At 66.6% G+C, this 19,734-nt stretch carries 21 protein-coding genes; 12 read left to right on the top strand and 9 right to left on the bottom strand.

Going from position 1 to position 19,734, the window contains the following annotated elements; translation table 11 throughout:
* Positions 1-8: 8 nt before the first annotated feature.
* Complete coding sequence (locus CJ177_RS45795; protein WP_231914157.1) at positions 9-317, bottom strand: dsRBD fold-containing protein; 309 nt, start codon at positions 315-317, stop codon at positions 9-11.
* A 44-nt stretch (positions 318-361) separates the two neighbouring features.
* Positions 362-721, bottom strand: coding sequence for a three-helix bundle dimerization domain-containing protein (locus tag CJ177_RS45790; RefSeq protein WP_061699381.1), 360 nt, complete (start codon positions 719-721; stop codon positions 362-364).
* 175 nt (positions 722-896) lie between these two features.
* Between CJ177_RS45790 and CJ177_RS45785 the strand changes: the two genes are divergently transcribed.
* The 3 genes from CJ177_RS45785 to CJ177_RS45775 are packed head-to-tail and all read left to right on the top strand — an operon-like array spanning position 897 to position 3,992.
* A complete protein-coding gene (locus tag CJ177_RS45785; protein WP_061699380.1) occupies positions 897-1,460 on the top strand; it encodes a GNAT family N-acetyltransferase in 564 nt (187 codons plus the stop codon).
* 9 nt (positions 1,461-1,469) lie between these two features.
* Positions 1,470-2,984: an AAA family ATPase gene (locus CJ177_RS45780; protein ID WP_061699379.1), complete on the top strand. Its 1,515-nt coding sequence runs from the start codon at positions 1,470-1,472 to the stop codon at positions 2,982-2,984.
* 54 nt (positions 2,985-3,038) lie between these two features.
* Positions 3,039-3,992 (top strand): 1-phosphofructokinase family hexose kinase, encoded by a 954-nt coding sequence (locus CJ177_RS45775; protein WP_061699378.1) that lies wholly within the window; start codon positions 3,039-3,041, stop codon positions 3,990-3,992.
* Here the strand turns inward: CJ177_RS45775 and CJ177_RS45770 are convergent, their stop codons facing one another.
* On the bottom strand, positions 3,993-4,358 hold the full coding sequence (locus CJ177_RS45770; protein ID WP_061699377.1) for a hypothetical protein: 366 nt from the start codon (positions 4,356-4,358) through the stop codon (positions 3,993-3,995).
* Positions 4,355-6,724 (bottom strand): phosphoenolpyruvate synthase, encoded by a 2,370-nt coding sequence (gene ppsA, locus CJ177_RS45765; RefSeq protein ID WP_061699376.1) that lies wholly within the window; start codon positions 6,722-6,724, stop codon positions 4,355-4,357. Before ppsA ends, CJ177_RS45770 begins: the two co-directional genes overlap by 4 nt.
* 156 nt (positions 6,725-6,880) lie before the next feature.
* Here ppsA and CJ177_RS45760 point away from each other — a divergent pair, with 156 nt between their 5' ends.
* Complete coding sequence (locus CJ177_RS45760; protein ID WP_061699375.1) at positions 6,881-7,603, top strand: hypothetical protein; 723 nt, start codon at positions 6,881-6,883, stop codon at positions 7,601-7,603.
* Between the two features lie 144 nt (positions 7,604-7,747).
* A complete protein-coding gene (locus CJ177_RS45755; RefSeq protein WP_061699374.1) occupies positions 7,748-10,651 on the top strand; it encodes an arylsulfatase in 2,904 nt (967 codons plus the stop codon).
* Between the two features lie 43 nt (positions 10,652-10,694).
* Here the strand turns inward: CJ177_RS45755 and CJ177_RS45750 are convergent, their stop codons facing one another.
* Together CJ177_RS45750 and CJ177_RS45745 are read right to left on the bottom strand one after the other, a co-directional pair.
* On the bottom strand, positions 10,695-11,570 hold the full coding sequence (locus CJ177_RS45750; protein WP_061699373.1) for a 3-oxoacyl-ACP synthase III family protein: 876 nt from the start codon (positions 11,568-11,570) through the stop codon (positions 10,695-10,697).
* Complete coding sequence (locus CJ177_RS45745) at positions 11,554-12,657, bottom strand: 3-oxoacyl-ACP synthase III family protein (protein WP_061699372.1); 1,104 nt, start codon at positions 12,655-12,657, stop codon at positions 11,554-11,556. Before CJ177_RS45745 ends, CJ177_RS45750 begins: the two co-directional genes overlap by 17 nt.
* Positions 12,658-12,835: 178 nt before the next feature.
* On the opposite strand from CJ177_RS45745, the gene CJ177_RS45740 reads away from it, so the two are divergent.
* From CJ177_RS45740 to CJ177_RS45725, 4 genes are all read left to right on the top strand, one after another.
* Complete coding sequence (locus CJ177_RS45740) at positions 12,836-13,435, top strand: HPP family protein (RefSeq protein ID WP_061699371.1); 600 nt, start codon at positions 12,836-12,838, stop codon at positions 13,433-13,435.
* A 2-nt stretch (positions 13,436-13,437) separates the two neighbouring features.
* The gene (locus tag CJ177_RS45735; protein WP_007298887.1) at positions 13,438-13,695 is read left to right on the top strand and encodes a hypothetical protein; all 258 of its coding nucleotides are present in this window, start codon (positions 13,438-13,440) and stop codon (positions 13,693-13,695) included.
* Positions 13,696-13,804: 109 nt separating this feature from the next.
* Entirely contained in the window at positions 13,805-14,701 is an 897-nt protein-coding gene (locus CJ177_RS45730; RefSeq protein ID WP_061699393.1) for a universal stress protein, read from the top strand.
* 96 nt (positions 14,702-14,797) lie between these two features.
* Complete coding sequence (locus CJ177_RS45725; RefSeq protein ID WP_061699370.1) at positions 14,798-15,361, top strand: CBS domain-containing protein; 564 nt, start codon at positions 14,798-14,800, stop codon at positions 15,359-15,361.
* 6 nt (positions 15,362-15,367) lie between these two features.
* Here the strand turns inward: CJ177_RS45725 and CJ177_RS45720 are convergent, their stop codons facing one another.
* A complete protein-coding gene (locus CJ177_RS45720) occupies positions 15,368-15,682 on the bottom strand; it encodes a DUF1918 domain-containing protein (RefSeq protein WP_061699369.1) in 315 nt (104 codons plus the stop codon).
* A 438-nt stretch (positions 15,683-16,120) separates the two neighbouring features.
* On the opposite strand from CJ177_RS45720, the gene CJ177_RS45715 reads away from it, so the two are divergent.
* The 3 genes from CJ177_RS45715 to CJ177_RS45710 are packed head-to-tail and all read left to right on the top strand — an operon-like array spanning position 16,121 to position 17,268.
* Positions 16,121-16,579, top strand: coding sequence for an Hsp20/alpha crystallin family protein (locus CJ177_RS45715; RefSeq protein ID WP_095871029.1), 459 nt, complete (start codon positions 16,121-16,123; stop codon positions 16,577-16,579).
* A gap of 39 nt (positions 16,580-16,618) precedes the next feature.
* Positions 16,619-16,777: a hypothetical protein gene (locus CJ177_RS47890; protein ID WP_179443476.1), complete on the top strand. Its 159-nt coding sequence runs from the start codon at positions 16,619-16,621 to the stop codon at positions 16,775-16,777.
* 56 nt (positions 16,778-16,833) lie between these two features.
* Positions 16,834-17,268: a CBS domain-containing protein gene (locus CJ177_RS45710; RefSeq protein WP_061699368.1), complete on the top strand. Its 435-nt coding sequence runs from the start codon at positions 16,834-16,836 to the stop codon at positions 17,266-17,268.
* 122 nt (positions 17,269-17,390) lie between these two features.
* Here the strand turns inward: CJ177_RS45710 and CJ177_RS45705 are convergent, their stop codons facing one another.
* On the bottom strand, positions 17,391-18,140 hold the full coding sequence (locus CJ177_RS45705) for a hypothetical protein (protein ID WP_095871028.1): 750 nt from the start codon (positions 18,138-18,140) through the stop codon (positions 17,391-17,393).
* An 87-nt stretch (positions 18,141-18,227) separates the two neighbouring features.
* Positions 18,228-19,592 (bottom strand): wax ester/triacylglycerol synthase family O-acyltransferase, encoded by a 1,365-nt coding sequence (locus CJ177_RS45700; RefSeq protein ID WP_061699366.1) that lies wholly within the window; start codon positions 19,590-19,592, stop codon positions 18,228-18,230.
* Between the last annotated feature and the right edge of the window lie 142 nt (positions 19,593-19,734).

The raw sequence follows: 19,734 nt of genomic DNA, 5'->3' as shown, positions 1-19,734 counted from the left end.
GCCGCTGATCACAGTCCGCGTCCGGCCTCGGAAGCGCCGAACTCGCGTCCGTGCCCGCCCGCAGCCGCGTCCTGTGCGGCTGCCAGCTCGAACAATTGGTGCGCCAGGTCGGTCAGGGCCCGAGCGGCGGCCATCTGGCGACTGACCTGCACGATGTCGGCGTTTCGAGAGTGGCAGCCGGCCTCTCCCCGTCCCTCGAGGAGGGCCTTGTCGTGTGTGCGCAGGCGCGCCGTGGCCCGGGAGCAGGTCTGCTCCGCGTCGGGTTCGTGTATCTCGATCTCCACGGGCCACGTGGTCGCGGGCACCTGTCTGTTCACCGCAGCTCTGGACCCATGCACATCGCGGCCGTGCCACTGCTCCGTCATGGCCTCTCCCGTTCGCTTGCTGTGTGGTGACGCGCGGTAACCCCGGACCGGTCAAACATCCCGTCCGCAGCTGAAACGACGATCACTCGGCTGTTCGGGGAGGGCTCACCACTCGCGAACGACGACCATTCCGGATGCCGTTCGAGTGCCGTGAAGAGTCGTTGCCGGGCAACCCGCTCGGCCAGTTCCGGCATGTCTGCGATCGGCACCCCCGCGAGGTCCGCAATGCTGCCGGCAACTGTCCGAGCAATCGCGTCCCGGGTGAAACTCCCACAGAACTCGGGAATCAGCCGCTCCACAACCGCCTCCGCATGCCCCACCGACGTGTTGTTCGTATCACTGTTCGTGCTGGTCATTGCGTTCTGGGGTTCCTTCGATGCCAGTTGCGCGTCCTTGGTTACTTCAGCATCGCGAACTCACCGACACCGGTAATAGAGGCGAAGGACCGTAGTCGAGGACCAAAGGCTCTGACGCCGCGGCCGCCCCCACTATTGAATGAATTCCGACGGCCGACGACGGAGGTGACGGTGCATGAATGCCGGAAGGCCACACGCGGTCACCACGGGCGTCGGCGTGCGCTCCCTTCGACCCGCCGACAGAGACGACGTGCAGGATCTGCACGAGCGGATGGACCAGCACGACGCCTACCTGCGGTTCTTCGGAGCCCGTCCGACCCATCTCGAGGATCTGGCCGAGTCACTGTGCCTGCAAGACCCCCGGCATTGCGCACTGGGCGCCTTCATCGGCGGCATCCTGGTAGGAGTCGCGAACTACGTGAGCCCGGCACACCAGCAGGACAACGACTCGCCGCTGGTCGAATTCGCGCTGGTGGTCGATCACGAGTACCAATCGCACGGAATCGGAACGATGCTGCTGACCCGGCTCGTCGACGCAGCGCGGGCGCACGGCATCGAGCGGATGACGGCGGAGGTGCTGGCGCAGAACACCTTGATGCTCGAGGTGATCCGAGACCGGGGGTGGGCCCACGCGCTGCGTCGCGACGGGACCACACTTCACCTCGACCTCGACCTCGACCTCGATGAGGAGGCGCAGGCTGACGGACCTTCGGCGCGGCGCCGGCCCGTCGTGATGTGACGAACCCTCATGTCGGCGACCGAGAGAACTCAGAGGTGTTCGCCACCGCAGGCAGTCGGTGGACTCGCGGTGAGCGGCGTCGAGACGCACACGGCCTACGTCGTCATGGTCGGTGATGTCGTCTTCAAGGCGAAGAAGCCGATCCGGACGGCGTTCGCCGACTTCGGCACCGCCGAAAGGCGTCGCGCGGCCTGTGAGCGTGAAGTGACATTGAACCGCAGGCTGTGCCCCGACGTGTATCTCGGTGTCGCCGAATTGACGGACCCGGCCGGAGGGCCGACCGAAGCGCTGGTCAAGATGCGCCGGATGCCGTCGGACCGACGACTGGCCCGGCTGGTCGGCGGGGGCGGCGACGATACCACCGCGCAGGTGGATGCGATCGCCGCCGTCGTCGCCCGATTCCATGCCGGGGCGGAGCAGTCTGCGGAGATCGATCGTGACGCCACGCCCGGAGCGGTGGCCGCACGGTGGCGAGCCAACGTCTCCGAGGTGACGAGTTACCGGTGCGATGTCCTCCCGGCGGCGGACGTCGACGAGGTGGAGCGACGGGCCCTCAGGTATCTGAAGGGGCGGAAACGGCTGTTCGAGAACCGCGTTCGGGAAGGCCGGATAGTCGATGGTCACGGCGATCTTCTGGCGGACGACATCTTCTGCCTCGCAGACGGGCCGCGTATTCTCGACTGCCTCGACTTCGACGACCACCTACGCCACGTCGACTGTATCGACGACGCGGCATGCCTTGCGATGGACCTCGAGTACCTGGGACGCGAAGACCTGGGGTTGCGGTTTCTCGATCGGTATTGCGCCGCGGCACGCGACCAGCCCCCGGCATCATTGCAGCATCACTACATCGCCTATCGGGCGTTCGTCCGCGCGAAGGTGGCCTGTTTGCGGTACACGCAGGGTTCCCGGGCAGCCCGCGAGGATGCCCGGGCGCACTGCGGCCTCGCGTTGCGGCAGCTGCGCGCAGGAACCGTGCGCATGGCACTGGTCGGTGGGCTACCCGGCACCGGAAAGTCCACGCTGTCGCGCAGGTTGGCCGACGTCACCGGATCCGTCGTCATCTCCAGCGACCGCGTCCGCAAGGAACTCGACGGCCTCGATCCGCATTCCGGTCAGGTGGCCGGATTCGGTGAGGGCTTGTACAGCGGCACCATGACCGACCGCACCTACGCCGAGGTGCTGCGGCGCGCTCGCGACCATCTCACGGCCGGAAGGTCGGTCGTGCTGGATGCGTCGTGGACACAACCGATGCTCCGGGAGCGCGCTGCGCTCGTCGCTTCCTGCACCCACAGCGATCTCGTCGAACTCGAATGCAGGGCACCACGCGCCATGGCGATCGCGAGAATCGGGAGCCGTCCAACCGGCGACTCGGACGCCACCCCCGCCGTGTACGACGCGATGGCCGCGAGTGCCGCGGCGTGGCCCTCGGCCACCGCGGTCGACACGGACACGGCCGCCGGGGACACCGTGCAGACGGCGGAGCGGATCTGGCATTCCACGTCGGGGTGGCGAGATGAGTAGTCACAGCTACCGTTCGCCGGTCACGGCCCGGCTTGCCCGACGACAGGAGAGCCCATGCCCGACATCGTGACGTTGACGATGAATCCCGCGCTCGACATCACCACGAGCACGAACCGGGTGGTGCCGACCGACAAGGTGCGCTGCGGCGCGCCTCGCCGAGATCCCGGCGGCGGCGGACTGAACGTGGCCCGGGTACTGCACGTTCTCGGAACTCCCGCGACGGCGGTGTTTCCTTCGGGCGGCCATACCGGCCGGGCCCTCGAGGATCTCGTGGCCACCGAGGGCGTCGAGATCCGGAGTCTGACGATCCGCGGTTCCACACGGGAGAGCCTGACGATCAACGAGAACGAGACGGGTCTGCAGTACCGTTTCGTCCTGCCGGGACCAACAGTGACCGCGAGGGAACAGGTGGCCTGTCTCGACCTGGTCATCGAGGTCGCGTCGGGCGCCGACTATGTGGTGGTGAGCGGAAGTCTGCCACCGGGTGTGCCCGCCGATTTCTACCAGCAGGTGGCAGACGTCGTCGGCGACCTCGGTGCGCGAGTCATCGTCGATACGTCCGGTCCGGCCCTGAGACAACTTCGGGGTGGGGTGTTTCTCGTCAAACCGAGCATTCGCGAACTCCGGGACTGGACGGGGCGGGAGTTGTCGGCGATCGACGACCAGGTGGCTGCGGCTCGGGAAGTCATCGACCGGGGGGTCTCCCAGGTCGTGGTCCTTTCGCTCGGTGCCGATGGCGCTCTGCTGGTCACGCGGGACCGCGACGAGTATTTCCCGTCGGTCCAAGTCCCGGTGGTCAGCGGTGTCGGTGCGGGCGACAGCATGGTCGCCGGTGTGGTGTGCGGCCTGGCACACGGTCGCTCGTTGAGCGACTCGGTGCGGTACGGGATCGCCGCGGGGGCGGCCATGCTGCAGACACCCGGCACCGCCCTGTGCCGGCGATCCGACGTCGAGCGGTTCTATCAACTGCTCACCGACGGATCCGCCGCGGGCACCATCGTCGGATAGTCAAGCGTGTGCGAGATGGAGACCGGCCGCGCTCAGTTCCGCGTAGTTCGGATCGCATCGTGAACCATCCAGCGCGAGTTGACAGTACACGGCGTCGTAAGCTCGTGGGTCACCTGTCGATGCGATGGGACTGGTGCGACGCTCCAGCATGGCAGCCCCGGGCCATCTCGACTGGATCGCCTCGGCGAGCTGCGCCCCGTCGATATCGGCGACGATGAGCGGACCGCCCTCCCCCACCACGACCACCTGACGGGCGTCGGGCAGCTGCCACACGGCGACCGGCAGCACCGTGTCGGTGCCACCAGGACCGTGCACGGTGACGGAGTCGCTGGTGCCGCTGATCAGTGTCGCGACGGGTTCGCTCATCGGGTTCCTCCTCGCCGGTCCCCATCCGCGGACGTTCGCAGCTCTGACCTTGCTCGGTCGAGCAGGATCCTGCGTTCCGCAGCCGCGATGTTGTGGCGCGTATTGGCGGCCACGTCCGGTGCCACGGACACCGAGGTGATGCCTTTGCGCACGAGATGTTCCGCCAGAGCGGGGTTGGTCGACACTGCCTGCCCGCACAGGGAGGTGGTGAGCCCGGCACGTGTAGCACGCTCGATGATGACGTCGATGGCGTCGAGTACGGCCGGGTCCATGGTGTCGAACAGATCCCGGCAGATCTCGGAATCCCGATCGACTCCCAGCACGAGTTGGGTGAGGTCGTTCGTACCGATGGAGACGCCATCGATGCCGAGGGCCGCGTACTCCGGAATCCAGTACGCGACGGAGGGGACCTCCGCCATGATCCATCGGTGCATGCGGCGATCCGCGCCCAGTGGATGGGAGTCGAGGTCAGCAAGGCACTGAGCGAGTTCCCACCGGGTGCGGACGAACGGGATCATCAGATGCACGTTCGGGTAGCGCTTCCTGACGGTGAACAGCACGTCGAGATCGAGGCGGAACAGTTCGGGTTCGCGCACGTAGCGGAAGCAGCCGCGGTAGCCGATCATCGGGTTGTCTTCGTGCGGCTCCACGTCGCCACCGGAAAGGTTGGCGAATTCGTTGGTGCGTAGATCGATCGCCCGGTAGATGACGGGGCGCGGCGTGAACGCGGCGGCGATGCGTTCGACCGCCGCCGCCATCTCGGCCACGTACTCGTCGCGGCGTCCCTGCGCGATCATCGCTGCCGGATGTGTCCCACCCAGCGCGTCCATGATCATGAACTCGGCGCGCAGCAACCCCACTCCGTCGACGTCGGAAGCGGCCACACGGTCGGCGGCGTCCGGTGTGGCGAGGTTGACGTACACGGAGGTGGCCGTCACCTCCGGTGCGGACCCCGCACTCGTCCGCTCCGTCGCCGGTCGCGGTGCGGAAACGGCACCCTTCGCCGACGACTCCGGTGCAGAGGCGGATACCGCTCCGTCGTAGACCACCCCCGAATCACCGTCGACCGTGACGATCGCCCCCTCCACCAGTTCGGTGGTGGCGGTCCGGGTACCGACGACCACGGGACGTCCCAGCTCGCGACCGACGATGGCGGCGTGACAGGTGATCCCGCCGCCGTCCGTGACGATTGCCGCCGCACGGCGCAACACGGGAAGCCAGTCGGGGCGTGTCATGGGTGCGACGAGTATCTCTCCGTCGGACAACCGGTGGGCGTCGGACATGGACCGCAGGATGCGGACGCGGCCGGTCGCCGTTCCGGGGCCTGCGCCGAGCCCGTGGACGAGGGCCTTGCTCGTCGATTCGCGGTGTTCCTCCGTGCGAGCCCGGGGCTGTCCCAGAGTCGTGATGGGGCGGGTCTGGACGATCCACAACCGATTTGCAGCGAACGCGAATTCGAGGTCCTGGGGGACGTGATAATGGTCTTCGACAGCGACGGCGAGCAACGCCAATCGTTCGAGCTGCTGGTCGGTGAGAACGCGTCGGCCTCGTGCCGTGGCGGGAATCTCTACCGAATGCTCCCCTTCGTCATCCGCGGTGATGGAGAAGGACTGTGACCCGATGTGGGCGTCGATCACTGCGAATCCCGACTTCGCCACCACATAGGTGTCCGGCTCCACCTGGCCCCCCACCACGACCTCGCCCAGTCCGGTCGCGGCTTCGACGACGATGCGATCGCGTGCACCGGTTCTGGGATCTGCGGTGAAGACCACGCCCGACTGGTCGGCGTCCACCATCAACTGGACGACGACCGCGATCGACGGCTCGTCGGTCACTCCCTGAACGCTGCGATAGGTGAGTGCGCGCTCGGACCACAGCGACGCCCAGCATTTGCCGATTGCCTCGATCAGCGCGTCGTCACCGGACACGCCGACGAAGCTGTCGTGGATACCTGCGAACGAGGTGTCGGCCGCGTCTTCGGCGGGGGCGGACGAGCGGACCGCGACCCTCGGCGCCCCCGCGCCGAGCTCACGGTACGCAGCGAGAATTTCCGCCCGCAGGGCAGCGGGCATCGGAACGCCGAGTACGGTCGACCGCAACTCGTGCGACGCTGCGGTGAGGGTGTTGTCGTCGGTCCCGGCTTTCGGCAACCCGTGTTCCCGAAGGGTGTCGCGCACTCCCGCCTCGTCCATCGCCCCCAGGTAGCCTTCCGCGGTGACGGCAAATCCTGGTGGGACCGGATAGCGGGCGCGCGTCAGCTCACCGAGATTGGCCGCCTTGCCCCCTACCGATGGTGCGTCCGCCAATCCGAGTTGATCGATCGGCTTGACCCAACGGTGTTCGACCACCGTCTGTTGCACGTTCATGAGGTCTCCTCGTCGTCATGATCCAGCGAACACCGTCGACTTCGGACCGCACAGGGTCCAAAGTCACCGTCACTTCGCGCGGGGCCGAAATACCCTGTCGAACTCTGGTCTGCGGCTCGATGATGGGACGTACGCTCGACCGACAGGAGGCACGTCGTGACGCGCTCGGCCGTCATCCGGCAGTCCCTCGGTGGTGCGGTGTTGATTTCGACGCACGTGCTCCTGACGAAACCGCTGCGCCGGCGGCGCACGACGTGGGGCGCGACCGCAACGGAGGCGGCGGCAGCGCTGCCGGGAGACGAGCTGATCCCCCACCCCGCATGGCGCTACACGCACGCCGTCACGGTCGACGCGCCGCCGGAAGTGGTGTGGCCCTGGATCGTCCAGCTGGGTCAGGGCCGCGGCGGCTTCTACAGTTACGTCGGACTCGAGAACCTCATCGGTTGTCGCGTGCGCAACACCGACAAGGTACTTCGTGACTACCAGAACCTGGACACCGGCGACGAAGTGCGGCTGCACCCGAAAGCGCCCCCGCTGACTGTCGCGTCGGTCGAACCGAATGCACGCCTGGTCCTCCATGCCCGCGACCCCCGCACCGGCGACGCCTCCATCTGGGCGTTTCATCTTCTTCGCGACCAGGCTGGGCGCACCCGGTTGATCGAGCGGGGCTGCAGCTCCTGCGGCCCCGGACTCGTCAGCCGTCTCTTCTTCGGGCCTCTGCTGATGGAGCCGATCGGTTTCGTCATGAGCCGGAAGATGCTTCTCACGATCCGAGCTCTCGCCTCGGCCACCGGTACCGAAGCTGCGCGACCACAGCCCCCGAGGCGTGGCTTCGTCCCGCGACGGATCGATCTCGGCCACCGCCGCGAATGCGGCTGATCAGGCAACGTTCGCAAACGGGACGAGCGGACGCTGCCGGAAACAGAGGCCTTTTGATCCTTGTCGCCGAGTCTGCCGCCGGACGAGCATCGAGAGCAGGCCGCCCACACAGAACCGGCGACACCGAAGACGGAGAGTCCCCCCATGACTGAAGACAACGCGCTGGTCCTGGTCGCCGGCTATCAGGACCTCGACCGTGCACGTGAGGACTTCGACGCGCTCGCCGCCCAGGTGCGCGGCAAGCAGATCACCCTTCGGGGTGCAGTCCTGGTAACGAAGGACTCGGACGGAAACCTCACCGTGATCGACACGGGCGACCATCTGGGCCGTAAAGGCGCCGGCTGGGGTGCGGGCGTCGGCCTGGTGGTGGGGTTGTTCGCCCCGCCGATGCTGGCTGCAGCCGCCGTCGGCGCCGGTGCCGGCGCGCTGGCAGGCAAGTTCGCCTCACACCGCATCACGAGCGGCCTCGAGACCAAGATCGGTGAGGCGCTGGCCTCCGGGACATGCGTGGTGATCGCGGTCCTGCCGTCGGGCAGCCGGCTTCCGGTGGAGCAGGCGCTCGGCGGCGCCCCCCTGAAGTCGGTCGCGGAATTGGATGGTTCGAGCCTGAGGGACCTCGAGGCGTCCCTGGCCGCGGCAATGGGGAAGTTCGATCCGGACCGCACGCGGCTACCGATCCCCAACCGAACCTTCGGGGGCACCGTCGGCCGCACGGTGCAGGACTCCGTACCGGATTGGACGATCGTGCCCGGGCCGAAGCCACCGGACGGTGCTCCGAACGTGCTGATCGTGCTGATCGACGACGCCGGTTTCGGTGGCCCGGACACCTTCGGCGGTGCGATCCGCACCCCCACCTTGAGCCGGGTTCAGCAACAGGGATTGACCTACAACCGCTTTCACGTGACCGCGGTGTGCTCGCCCACCCGGGCGGGGCTTCTCACCGGCCGCAACCACCACCGCGTGGGATTCGGCTCGATTGCCGAGTACCCGGGCCCCTTCCCCGGATACACGGCCGTGCGGCCGAGAAGCTGCACCGCACTCCCCCGGATTCTCAGCGAGAACGGGTACGTGACCGGCGGGTTCGGCAAATGGCATCTCACCCCGGACAACGTGCAGGGCGCCGCCGGACCCTTCGACAACTGGCCGCAGGGCTGGGGCTTCGACCACTGGTGGGGCTTCCTCAGTGGTGCGGCCGGACAATACGATCCGATCGTCACCCAGGACAACTCGATCCTCGGCGTCCCCGAGGGCAAAGACGGTCACGGCTACTACTTCCCCGACGGCCTCACCGACAAGGCGGTGGAGTGGCTCCACGGTGTCCAGGCTCAGGACCCACAGAAACCGTGGTTCATGTACTACTCCACCGGGTGCAGCCACGCCCCGCACCATGTGGCCAAGGAATGGGCAGACAAATACAAGGGGCAATTCGACGACGGCTGGGACACCTACCGCGAGAAGACGCTCGAGCGTCAGAAGGTACTCGGGATCGTTCCCGCGGACACCGAACTGACCGAGCGACCGGACCTGTTTCCTGCCTGGGATACGTTGTCCGACTCCCAGAAGAAGCTCTATGCCCGACAGATGGAGGTGTTCGCCGGGTACTCCGAGAACGCCGACTGGAACGTCGGGCGGCTGCTCGACTCGATCGAGGACATGGGCGACCTCGACAACACGCTCGTCTTCTACATCTGGGGTGACAACGGCGCCAGCATGGAAGGGACGATCACCGGTTCCTTCAACGAGATGACCTTCCTCAACGGGGTGGTACTCGACGCCGAACACCAGTTGAAGCTGATCGACGAATACGGTGGGATCGAGGCGCTCGGCGGCGACCACACCGCTCCGCACTTCGCCGCCGCCTGGGCGCACGCGAACAACACCCCGTTCCAGTGGGGCAAGCAGATGGCCAGCCACCTCGGCGGCGACCGCGACCCGATGGTGATCGCGTGGCCGAACCGGATCCCCCCCGACTCACAGGTGCGGGGGCAGTTCACCCACTGCATCGACATCACCCCCACCGTGCTCGCCGCGATAGGGCTGCCCGAACCGACCACCGTCGACGGGATCGACCAGGAACCCATGGACGGAACGAGCTTTCTCCCCACATTCGCCGACGCCGACGCCCCCGAACAGCACACGGTGCAGTACTTCGAGATGTTCGGCAGCCGCGCGATCTATCAGGACGGCTGGTGGGCGTGCACCCGCCTGGACAAGGCCCCCTGGGACTTCTCCCCGGAGACCATCAAACGGTTCGCACCGGGTGTCTACAACCCGGACGACGATGTCTGGGAGCTCTACTACCTGCCCGACGACTTCTCCCAGGCCCACAACGTCGCCGCCGATCACCCCGACAGACTGGAGGAGCTGAAGCAGCTGTGGTGGCTTGAGGCGGAACGCAACCGGGCTCTCCCCCTGCTCGGGGGAATGTCGATCTTCTTCGGCCTGCTGCCGCCGATGCCGACGACCACCCGATTCACCTTCAAGGGCGACGTCCAGAACGTGCAGCGCGGCATGGTGCCTCGTGTGGCGGGACGCTCGTACGCCATCGAAGCGAACCTTCACGTACCCGATGACGGCGCCGAGGGTGTCATCGTTGCCAACGCCGACTTCATCGGCGGCTTCGCACTGTGGGTCGACGGCACCGGCATACTCCACCACACGTATTCCTTCCTCGGTGTGGAGACCTACAGGCAGGCGTCCGAGCAGAAGATTCCGACCGGTGATGTCACCGTGAAGATGCTGTTCGAGACCGACGAGCCCAAACCGGGCAGCGGTGGTCACGTGTCCTTGTGGGCGAACGACGAACTGATCGGGGAAGGTGACATGCCCCGGACGGTGCCCGTGGCCTTCAGTTCGTACGCGGGAATGGACGTGGGCCGCGACAACGGCCTGGTCGTCGACCGCGATTACGAGGACAAGGCCCCGTACCGGTTCACCGGGACCGTCCACGAGGTCGTGTTCGATCTCCAACCGGCACACCACGAGGCCGAGCTTGCGCTGCACGAGCACGCGGCGATGCAGGGTGTCGGGCACGGCGCGGCCGGCTGACCCGACGATGCCTTTGCCCGGGCGACGATGCCTTTGCCCGGGCTCAGGGGTGTTCGCTGTACAGGGCGGCGCCGGCGGTGACCCCTGCACCCACGGCGATAATCAGGACACGGTTCCCGGCCGGGATACCACCCGTCCGGCGGTCCAGGGCCGCCACGAGGGACGCGGTATGCATCCGTTCGTCGTCCGCGACAACGATCCGTGGCACGGGGACGCCCAGGTGCTCGGCGAGCGTCGCGCGGAACTTCCGCCGGGCGGGAGCGGCCACGATCAGATCGACATCGGCGAGGTCGAGGGAGGATGCCTCCAGGCATTCCCGTGCCGCCTGCGCTCCGGCGGTCGCGAATCGCTCGTCCATCGAATCCGATTCCCGGAACCGCAGTACGTTCCGGGCGTCCTCGAGTCCGACGGTGGCGCAGAAACTTTCACCGGCATCGGAGCGATTCACCCAATGGACGGGGCCCAGGCCGAAGTCGTCGTCGGTCCAGCGGCAGAGAATGGCTCCACCCGTCGGCGCGAACGGAAAGTGCTCGCTCATCCCACGTCCGGGATCGGCGTCACTGGCAACCACCAGCGCCCAGTCGATCGTGTGCGACCGTAGGAATCCGTCGACGATTTGCAGACCGTTGAGAGCCCCGCAGGATCCGTTGGCGACATCGAAGGAAAAGGTCCCGTGCGTGTCGTCGTGGGGGTCCTCCGGGTGGGCACCGATATCTTCCTGGATGAGCGCCGCGAGGGCGGGCTCTCCCAGATTCCGGTCGCGGTACAATCCGACGTTGACGAGCAGGTCCAGGTCGTCGGCATTCCGACCGGCCCGTTCGAGGCAGGTCTGGGCGGCAGACACCGCGAGATGCAATGCACTGTGGCGGGTGCGCCAGCCGCCTCGTGTGACGTCGAGCCGATCAATGACTGTGCCCATAGCGTGCCACCAATTCCTCGTCCAGGGTCAACAGAACGACGCCGATCTCCAAACCCGATGCGAGGGCGATCAACGCCACGGTCTCACCCGCTCGGATGCGGCCTGCCTCGAGTTCCTCGACGAGCGCGACGGTGTGGGTCGTCGAGGCCGTATTTCCGTAGCGGTCGACGGTGATGACCGCGTCGTGCCGTGGAGAATCGCCCAGCGTGGCGGTCACCTCGGCCATCCCTTTGCGGATCGCCCGCGCCGAGGTTTGGTGTGTGATCACGTGATCGATGTCGTGGAGGGAGATCCCGGCGGCGTCGAGCACCTCGTGCAACAACAGCGGGGTGTCCGCGATCGCCGCCCGCTGAATCCCCCGCGAATTGGTGAACATCCGGGCGCCGGGGTCGCCGCCCTTCGGGTACGCGAGACAGAGCCGACTGTAGTCGGCGACGGTGGTGAATCCGGCCAAACCGATCCCGGCCGATCCGGCAGGGGCACGTTCGAGGAGCAGCGCGGCCCCGGCGTCCCCGAGCGTGAGGCACGCAAGCTCCTTGCTCATGATGTTCCGGATGTGCTGGGCAGCATTCTGTCCGAGCTGCGAAATGTACTCACCACTGACGACAAGTGCCCGTTCGACGATTCCCTGACGGATCCAGTTGTTCATCACCGTCACACCGGTCAACATGCCGGCGCACGCGTTCGAGAGATCGAAGGTCATCGCCCCCTGCGCGCCGATCGCCTGGGCGACCGCACTACTCATCGTCGGTTCCAGCCATTGAGTGAGACCGCCGTGAAACTTGGTGATGCTGCAACTGACCACCACGTCGATCGACGCGGCGTCCCGGTTCGACCGTTCCAGGCAATCCAGTGCCGCCGAGATCGCCAGTGTGTAGGAGTCCTCGTCCCCCACGGACACCCGGCGCTCGCGGATCCCGGTGAGCCGCTCGAGGTCGATGTGAGTCGAGTGACGGGTGGTCGACATCAGGTCCGTGGTCGTGAGATGTGTCGCGGGTAGATGCCGGCCGGCCCCGGCGAGACGCGTAGCGAACGGCATTCGCAGGTCGCCGTTCTCGGTCTCCATGACCAGCCAACGCTTGACCATTCTTTCCACCTCCGTGCTCACTCCACAATCGCGCACCGGCGATCTCGTCACCAGGGCATTTGGACCCTTCCGGGGGATCGTTCGAACCAGCACCGAGGAATGCGACGAGGTGAGGTCCTAGGACCCTTGTCCGGTGACAGTGGCACGCCGACGCTGAGGGACGAGGAGAGGAGTCGTCATGCAGGCACGACACGTCATGAGCAGCCCGGTCACCACGGTGGACCGATCCACCTCGGTGGACGAATGCCTTCGGTTGGTCGGAAGTTCGGGCTTCACGGTGCTTCCGGTCGTCGACGAGCGGAAGCATCTCGTGGGCATCGTGTCCGAGGGCGATCTCCTCCGTGCACGATTCCGTGAGCTGGGCGGGGCCGATTCGCAGCCGGACGAGATGACCGCAGGCGACGTGATGGCCAGTCCCGTGGTGGCGATGACGGCCGACGCGGAGGTCAGCGAACTCGCATCCGCCATGCTTCGATCTCGGCTGCGCGGCATCCCCATCGTCCACGACCACGACATCCTCGGGATCGTCACCCGTCCCGATCTCATCGCCGTCCTCACGACCGACGACGCTCAGGTCGCGAAGGAAGTGCAGCACCGACTCGACGTCTACGGTGGAGCCGGCCGATGGCGCGTAGACGTTGCCCACGGCTCCGCCTCGATCTTCGGCGTCACGCCTCACGACCCGGAACGAAATGTCATCGCCGCCCTGGCCGACACCGTGCCGGGCATCGCCGAGGTGCACTTCCCGCCCGAATCGACATCTCCCGGTGGGGGGTAGCAATGCAGGCAAGATATCTCGAAGCCCGAGACCTGAGATGGCCATGGGTCGCCGCCGCCACCGTCGTGGGCCTCGCGGCATTGTCGGTGACGTCTCCCCTCACCGTCCTCGGGGGCGCAGCCGCGATCGTCTTCATCGGACTCGGCATCTTCCGCAATCCACACCACCGTGTCGTCGGCGCCGCGACCGTGTCGGTCGGTGTCGGACTGATGGTCCCGGGGTTGCCCGCCCTACTTCTCCACGGTGTGAACTCGCTGTGAGCGGCCGCCTCGCGATCGGGAGAGGGCTGTGTGCCCTCTCGAGACGGTCACGCGGCGGTGGCACATTCTCGACCAGGCCTGCACGACCGAACAGAGACGAGGAATCGACATGCAGACAGATTCACCGATCGTCGTGGGTGTGGACGGATCGGCGCAATCGCTCGACGCCGTGCGCTGGGCAGCCGACGCGGCCGTCCACCACCGAGCCCCGCTACTTCTGGTGTCCTCCCTCCTGAAGGCGCCCGGCACGTTCGGCGACGCCGTCAACCTGTCCGCAGGCGCATTCACCGGCGTCGAATACGGGGGTACCCAGCGGCTCGCCACGGCCGCCGAACTCGCCCGGCGGAGCGTGCCCGGCAACCGTCTCACCCTCCGGACGGCGCTACGCCACGGCTCGGCCGCGACGGTCCTGCTCGACGCCGCGAAGTCGGCTCGCATGCTGGTCGTCGGTTCCCGTGGCCTCGGAGAGTTCACCGGCGGCCTGGTGGGATCGGTCAGCTCCGCGGTCGCCAGTCATGCAGCGTGCCCGGTGGCGGTGATCCGCGGAATGCCCGAGACGGATGCGCCGCCATTGGACGGTCCGGTGGTGGTCGGTGTCGACGGTTCGCCGAACAGCGAACCGGCCATCGCGGCTGCCTTCGAGGAAGCCTCTCTGCGCGGCGTCGATCTCGTGGCGGTGCACGCGTGGAGCGACTTCAGCCTGTTGACCGTTACCCCCGCCGATCTCAGCGACAACGATCTTCCCTGGTCGGCAATCGAAACCGCCGAACAGGCCGTCCTGTCGGAGAGCCTCGCCGGATGGAAGGACAAGTATCCGGACGTGTCCGTACGCAAAGTTGTCGTCCGAGATCGACCGGTTCACCACCTGCTCCAGCAAGCACGGGAATCGCAGTTGGTGGTGACCGGCAGCCGGGGGCGTGGTGGGTTCGCCTCACTGTTGCTCGGTTCGACCAGCCGGGCGCTTCTGCACTCCATCACCTGCCCGCTGCTGATCGTCCGACGTTGACGTAGGTCGATGCGTCCACTGGCCAGAACGACGCGTCGGCCCTGCCGCCTGTCGGCGCCCGATTGCAACGCCGTTTGCCGAAAGGAAGGAGCTGTCATGCAAGCGCAACAGATCATGAGTAGCCCCGTCACCACTGTGACTCGGTCGACCCCGGTCGACGAATGCCTCCGCATCATTGCGAGTTCGGGGTTCACCGTCCTGCCGGTCGTCGACGAGTCGCAGCATCTGGTGGGCATCGTCTCCGAGGGCGATCTGCTCCGCGAAAAGTTCGCTACGCTCCCCAGAGCCGATGTCACAGCGGCCGACACGATGACCAGCCCAGTCGTCGCTATGACAGCGGACACCGACGTCAGCGACCTCGCGTCTGCGATGCTGCGCTCAGGTCTGCGCGGGATCCCCATCGTCCACGAACACGACGTCATCGGAATCGTCACCCGGCGTGATCTTCTCGAGATCCTGACGATGGACGACACGAACATAGCGAGGGAAGTGCAACACCGCCTCGATGTGTATGCGGGATCGCGGCGGTGGACGGTGCGGATCGCAGACGGCAAGGTGACGATCGCCGGGCTCGCGCTCGACGACCCGGAACGGGGGGTAGTGGCTGCCCTCGCCGAGACCGTGCCGGGCGTCGCAGACGTTCAGCTCGCCCAGTCCTGATAGACATCAGGACTTTCGGGGGCGGGTTCGGAGAGTCCGCTGCTCGATGTGCGGTTTCCCGGCAATGGCGTCTTGGAGCGCGGAAATGCGTCGCCGCTCGTGACTGTCCTCCTCGTTCTTCGCGGCGGCCGTCACCACATGCGCATCCGGGCCGGGGAACACGAGCGCCTCGTGATCGTCCCGTATCCACCTGACAAGGTACGGCGGTGCGCCGTCGGCGCGGCGGACCTCGACGATGTGCCCGACCTCGTCCGGGCTGTCGACGACCGTGCCTTTCACCACCAGCCAGTCCCCTGGTTCTGCATGCATATCGATCTCCATTCGTCGCGATCCGACACGGGCGACCCGCGCGTGTGCCGTAGTTCGATCGTCGTGGTCCGTGCGATTTCCGTGACGTTGCTGTCGAGGCGGGTAGTGGGGGCCGGTCCCCTTCAGAGTCCACTCGCCTCGGGTGGTGACGGTAGGGCCGAGGGTCCTCGGTTCGGACTCGCCCCACCTGTCACTACCCGCTCCGCAGATCGGCGAGGTCAGTCCGGCGAATCGTCGACATGAGTGTCGACAGTCGCGGCTACAACTTCGCCGAAGTACGTGCTCGACGAGGCACGGCGGGCGATGGCGATCTGAGCCGAATGTGCGAGACAAGGGTCGGGCCGCCGACCGCAGTCCGCGAATTGAGGACCGTCGGCCCTACTGGCTTCACCCGATGACGAGTGGACTCGAAGACGCCAGCAACCACGCCCGAATCCTCTGGAGTCCACCATGAGCATTCTGTCCCCCCGCCGCCCATACCAGGCCCTGCTCCCGTCCCTGCCGGACTGGTCCGACCTGATGGCCAGATTCGAGGCGATGCCGCCCTGGACCTCCCTCGAAGGCCACATGATCCGCGTCGAGGAACACCTCGACAAGGGTCGCTACACCCTGCGCGCCGAACTCCCCGGAGTCGACCCCGACAAAGACGTCGACATCAGCGTCCGCGACGGACAATTGACGATCAAAGCCGAACGCACCGAACAACACAAGGAAGGCACCCGATCCGAATTCCACTACGGGAGCTTCTACCGATCCATGCCCCTGCCGGCCGGTGCGAAGGAAGACGACATCGACGCCACCTACACCGACGGCATCCTGACCGTCACGATGCCGGTCACCGAATCCCCGACACCGGAAAAGCACGTCGAAATCACGAAAACCACACCCACCGGCGAAAAGACCACCTGACCGCCGGTTCGAACCCACTCGCGGCCCATCGAGGACAGCATGCCCAAGACGCTCATCTCCGTCATCGGAGCCCTGTGGCTCACCCTCGCCGCGATCGGCGCCTGGAGCACCATCGCCTTCGCGATCGCCGCGCCGGCCGCCGTCCTGCTGGGCACGTACCTGCTGGCCAGTGCCGTCACCGGCTCCAACGGCCACTGAAGCCTCAGCGCCGGACCATCAAAACAATTGCCTGCAACCTTTTGGAGATCACCACCATGACTACAGCAAGTGACATAATGCACACCGGTGCGACCTGCATCGGAGAACACGACACGCTCACCACCGCCGCGCAACGCATGCGCGAACTCGACGTCGGAGCGCTACCGATCTGTGGTGACGACGACCGCCTCCACGGCATCATCACCGACCGGGACATCGTCCTCAAATGCGTCGCCGCCGGCACAGATCCCAACACGATGACCGCCGGCGACCTCGCCCAGGGCAGCACCTACCACGTCGACGCCGCAGCCACCGTCGAACAAGTCGTCACCGTCATGGAAGAACACCAGATCCGCCGCCTTCCCGTCCTCGACGACCACCGCCTCGTCGGCATGATCAGCGAAGCCGACATCGCCCGCCACCTCCCCGAACACGCCGTCGGCGCGTTCGTCGAAGCCGTCTGCGCCCCGAAAGCACTCCCCAGCCACTGAAACCCATCACGATGAGGGGGCCCATAACAGCCCTCCGCCACGCCAGGCAGCCGACAACTCAACGCTCAGGACGCCGTGGCGCCATTCAGTGATCACGACGAATACGCCGTTGCAATCGGTCTCTACCTGCCCTCCGGCGGGAGTTCGTTGCCGCCGGGGGTGTCGGCGGCCCCGACGATCTGATCGACCCGCTCGTGGAAGATCCGCCAGCGTCGCTCGTTCTCGTGCGTGAGCACCGCGCTGCGAGCCGCGAGATCCGCGGCAAAATCGAGCATTTCCGAGGCCGAGAACAGATACCGCGGAACGACACGGTGCGCCGTGAGGTCCGCACGCAGAGCGGCCGGGGTGAAGTCGACCCGCCCGAGGATCGCGACCGCGCGGTCGAGGTTGCGGGCGATGAGTTCGGCCATCGACGCGCACTGCCAGTCGTTGCTCACGATACGGTGCCGTTCGGCCAGCAGATCCGCAAGTTCCGGGTAGCTCAGCAATGCCTCCAACATGTCCCAAGCCGCCGACATCGCCGACGCCAGCCACTGCCCGATCGCCCGGTTCGCCTCCCCTAGCGCGCTGAGATCACGTTTCAGATTCGTGATCTCCGCGGGCTCGCCACCGCCCTCCATGAACAGGATCCCGAGCGTCTCGGTGGCGCGATCATCGTTGAGGTCGGAAGCTCCCGCGAACGGGCTGAGGGACGTCTCACCGGACGGTGCGACTACCGACCACCGTTCGGCCAATGCCTTCAATGCCCGCGAGTTGCGTTGCAACCGGATCACGTCGTGAAATGGTGATTCGGAATAGAACTTCTCGTGTTCCCGGTGAAACCGTGCGAGGTTGCGCACCGTGAGCAGCAGCTGGTCTCGCTCCGTCTGCATCGTTCGAGCGTGGCACAGCGCGACAAGACATCGCCGTCGAATCGGCGAACTCTCGCATCGTCCGGCGTAATTCTCCTCGCGAGTGGATCAGCCCCGGTGCCGTGACGCATCGAGTGACCGCAGCATCTGTTCCATTCCGCGGGCGACCACGTCGACCTCGGGGCATACGGCACCGTCACCGACAACCGTGATCGTGAACTGCCCCGCATAGGAGAATGCGCCGGCACCCACCGAGATGTTTCCCATCAGGGCCACTACCGGGATGATTTCGCGCACGGCGGCCCCGAAGAGGTAGAGGGGGACGGGCGGGCCGGGCACGTCGGCGACGTACGTGTTCATCATTCGTTGCCGAGACAGCAGAGTCAGGGCAATCCACCGGACGGTCCGGCCGCCGACCACGGCCCCCCGGCGCGGACGGACACCCTGCTTACGGGTGGCGGTGTCGGCGGCTATCGACACCAGTCGGCGGACGGGATCGTCGATCGACAGCGGGAGCGGCACGATCATCTGCCCAAGCAGATTCCCGCGCGCCGGCCCCGGCAGCTCCCGATGCAGCGACACGGGCACGACCGCACGCAACTCGAGGTTGTCGACCGGTTCCCCTCGACTGCGTAACAGTTCACGCAGGCCACCGGCGAAGACGGCAAGCAGCACATCGTTGACTTTCACACCGTACCGATCGGAGATCCTCCGCATCGTTGCGAGCTCGGTTCGTACGACAGCGAACTCACGAGCAGTACCGATCGGCCGATTCAGGCTGCATCGCGGCGCCCGTCCCCCGGCGACCACCTCCCGCACCGATGCCCACGCACGCCGGGTACGACACACGATCGTCGCCGGCCGTGTACACGCCGCCAGCACACGAGCCACCGCGGCCCGGCGACGTCGGAGGTTGTCGACGATCAGCTCGTTCGCCGCCGGCACCGGGGCCGGCATCCACGGCTCGACCCGAGGAACCGGACCGTCGGGCACAGAGTCGAACAGTGCACCGAGCATTGCCACCCCGGCCGGGCCGTCGGCGATCACGTGGTGGACCCGGAGATAGACCGCGGTCCGGCCGCCCGTCAGGCCGGGTACGAACCACATCTCCCACAGCGGCCGGGAGCGGTCGAGCGGACGCCGACGCAACTCCTCGACCACCTCGAGTAGCCCCGCCTCGTCAGCGCGACGCACCGGCGGGACGGCACACACGTGGTCTCGAATATCGAAGGCTGCCGCATCCACCCACAGTGGCCGTCCCAGACCCCACCGAGGTACGTAGACCACCTGCCGCAGGCGCGGCGCCAGTTGCAACCGCGCCTCGATCGATGTCCGGACGTCGCCGAGTAGGATCCGCCCGTCCGTGTCGACGAGGTCACAGGCGTCGAGCAGGGCCACGAGACCGATGTCCTGCGACCACCCGGCCTCGTCCGGCCACAGAGTCATCACGTCCTGTGCGGTCAACCGCTCCATGAGCCTCACCCCATCAGTGCATGAACAGAACGTCCATCCCGGACCGACCACGACTACCACGGCCTCGCGAGTTGTCGTCCTTCGACCAGTGTCGATCCGGGAGTGCGCGGGAAAATAGGGTCACAGGTCAACGCCTACAGTC

Origin of the sequence: Rhodococcus sp. ACPA1 (assembly GCF_002300195.1) — a bacterium.
GTDB lineage: Bacteria > Actinomycetota > Actinomycetes > Mycobacteriales > Mycobacteriaceae > Rhodococcus_F > Rhodococcus_F opacus.
Note: the sequence above shows the minus strand (reverse complement) of the source record. Positions and strands in the feature narration are given on the sequence as shown.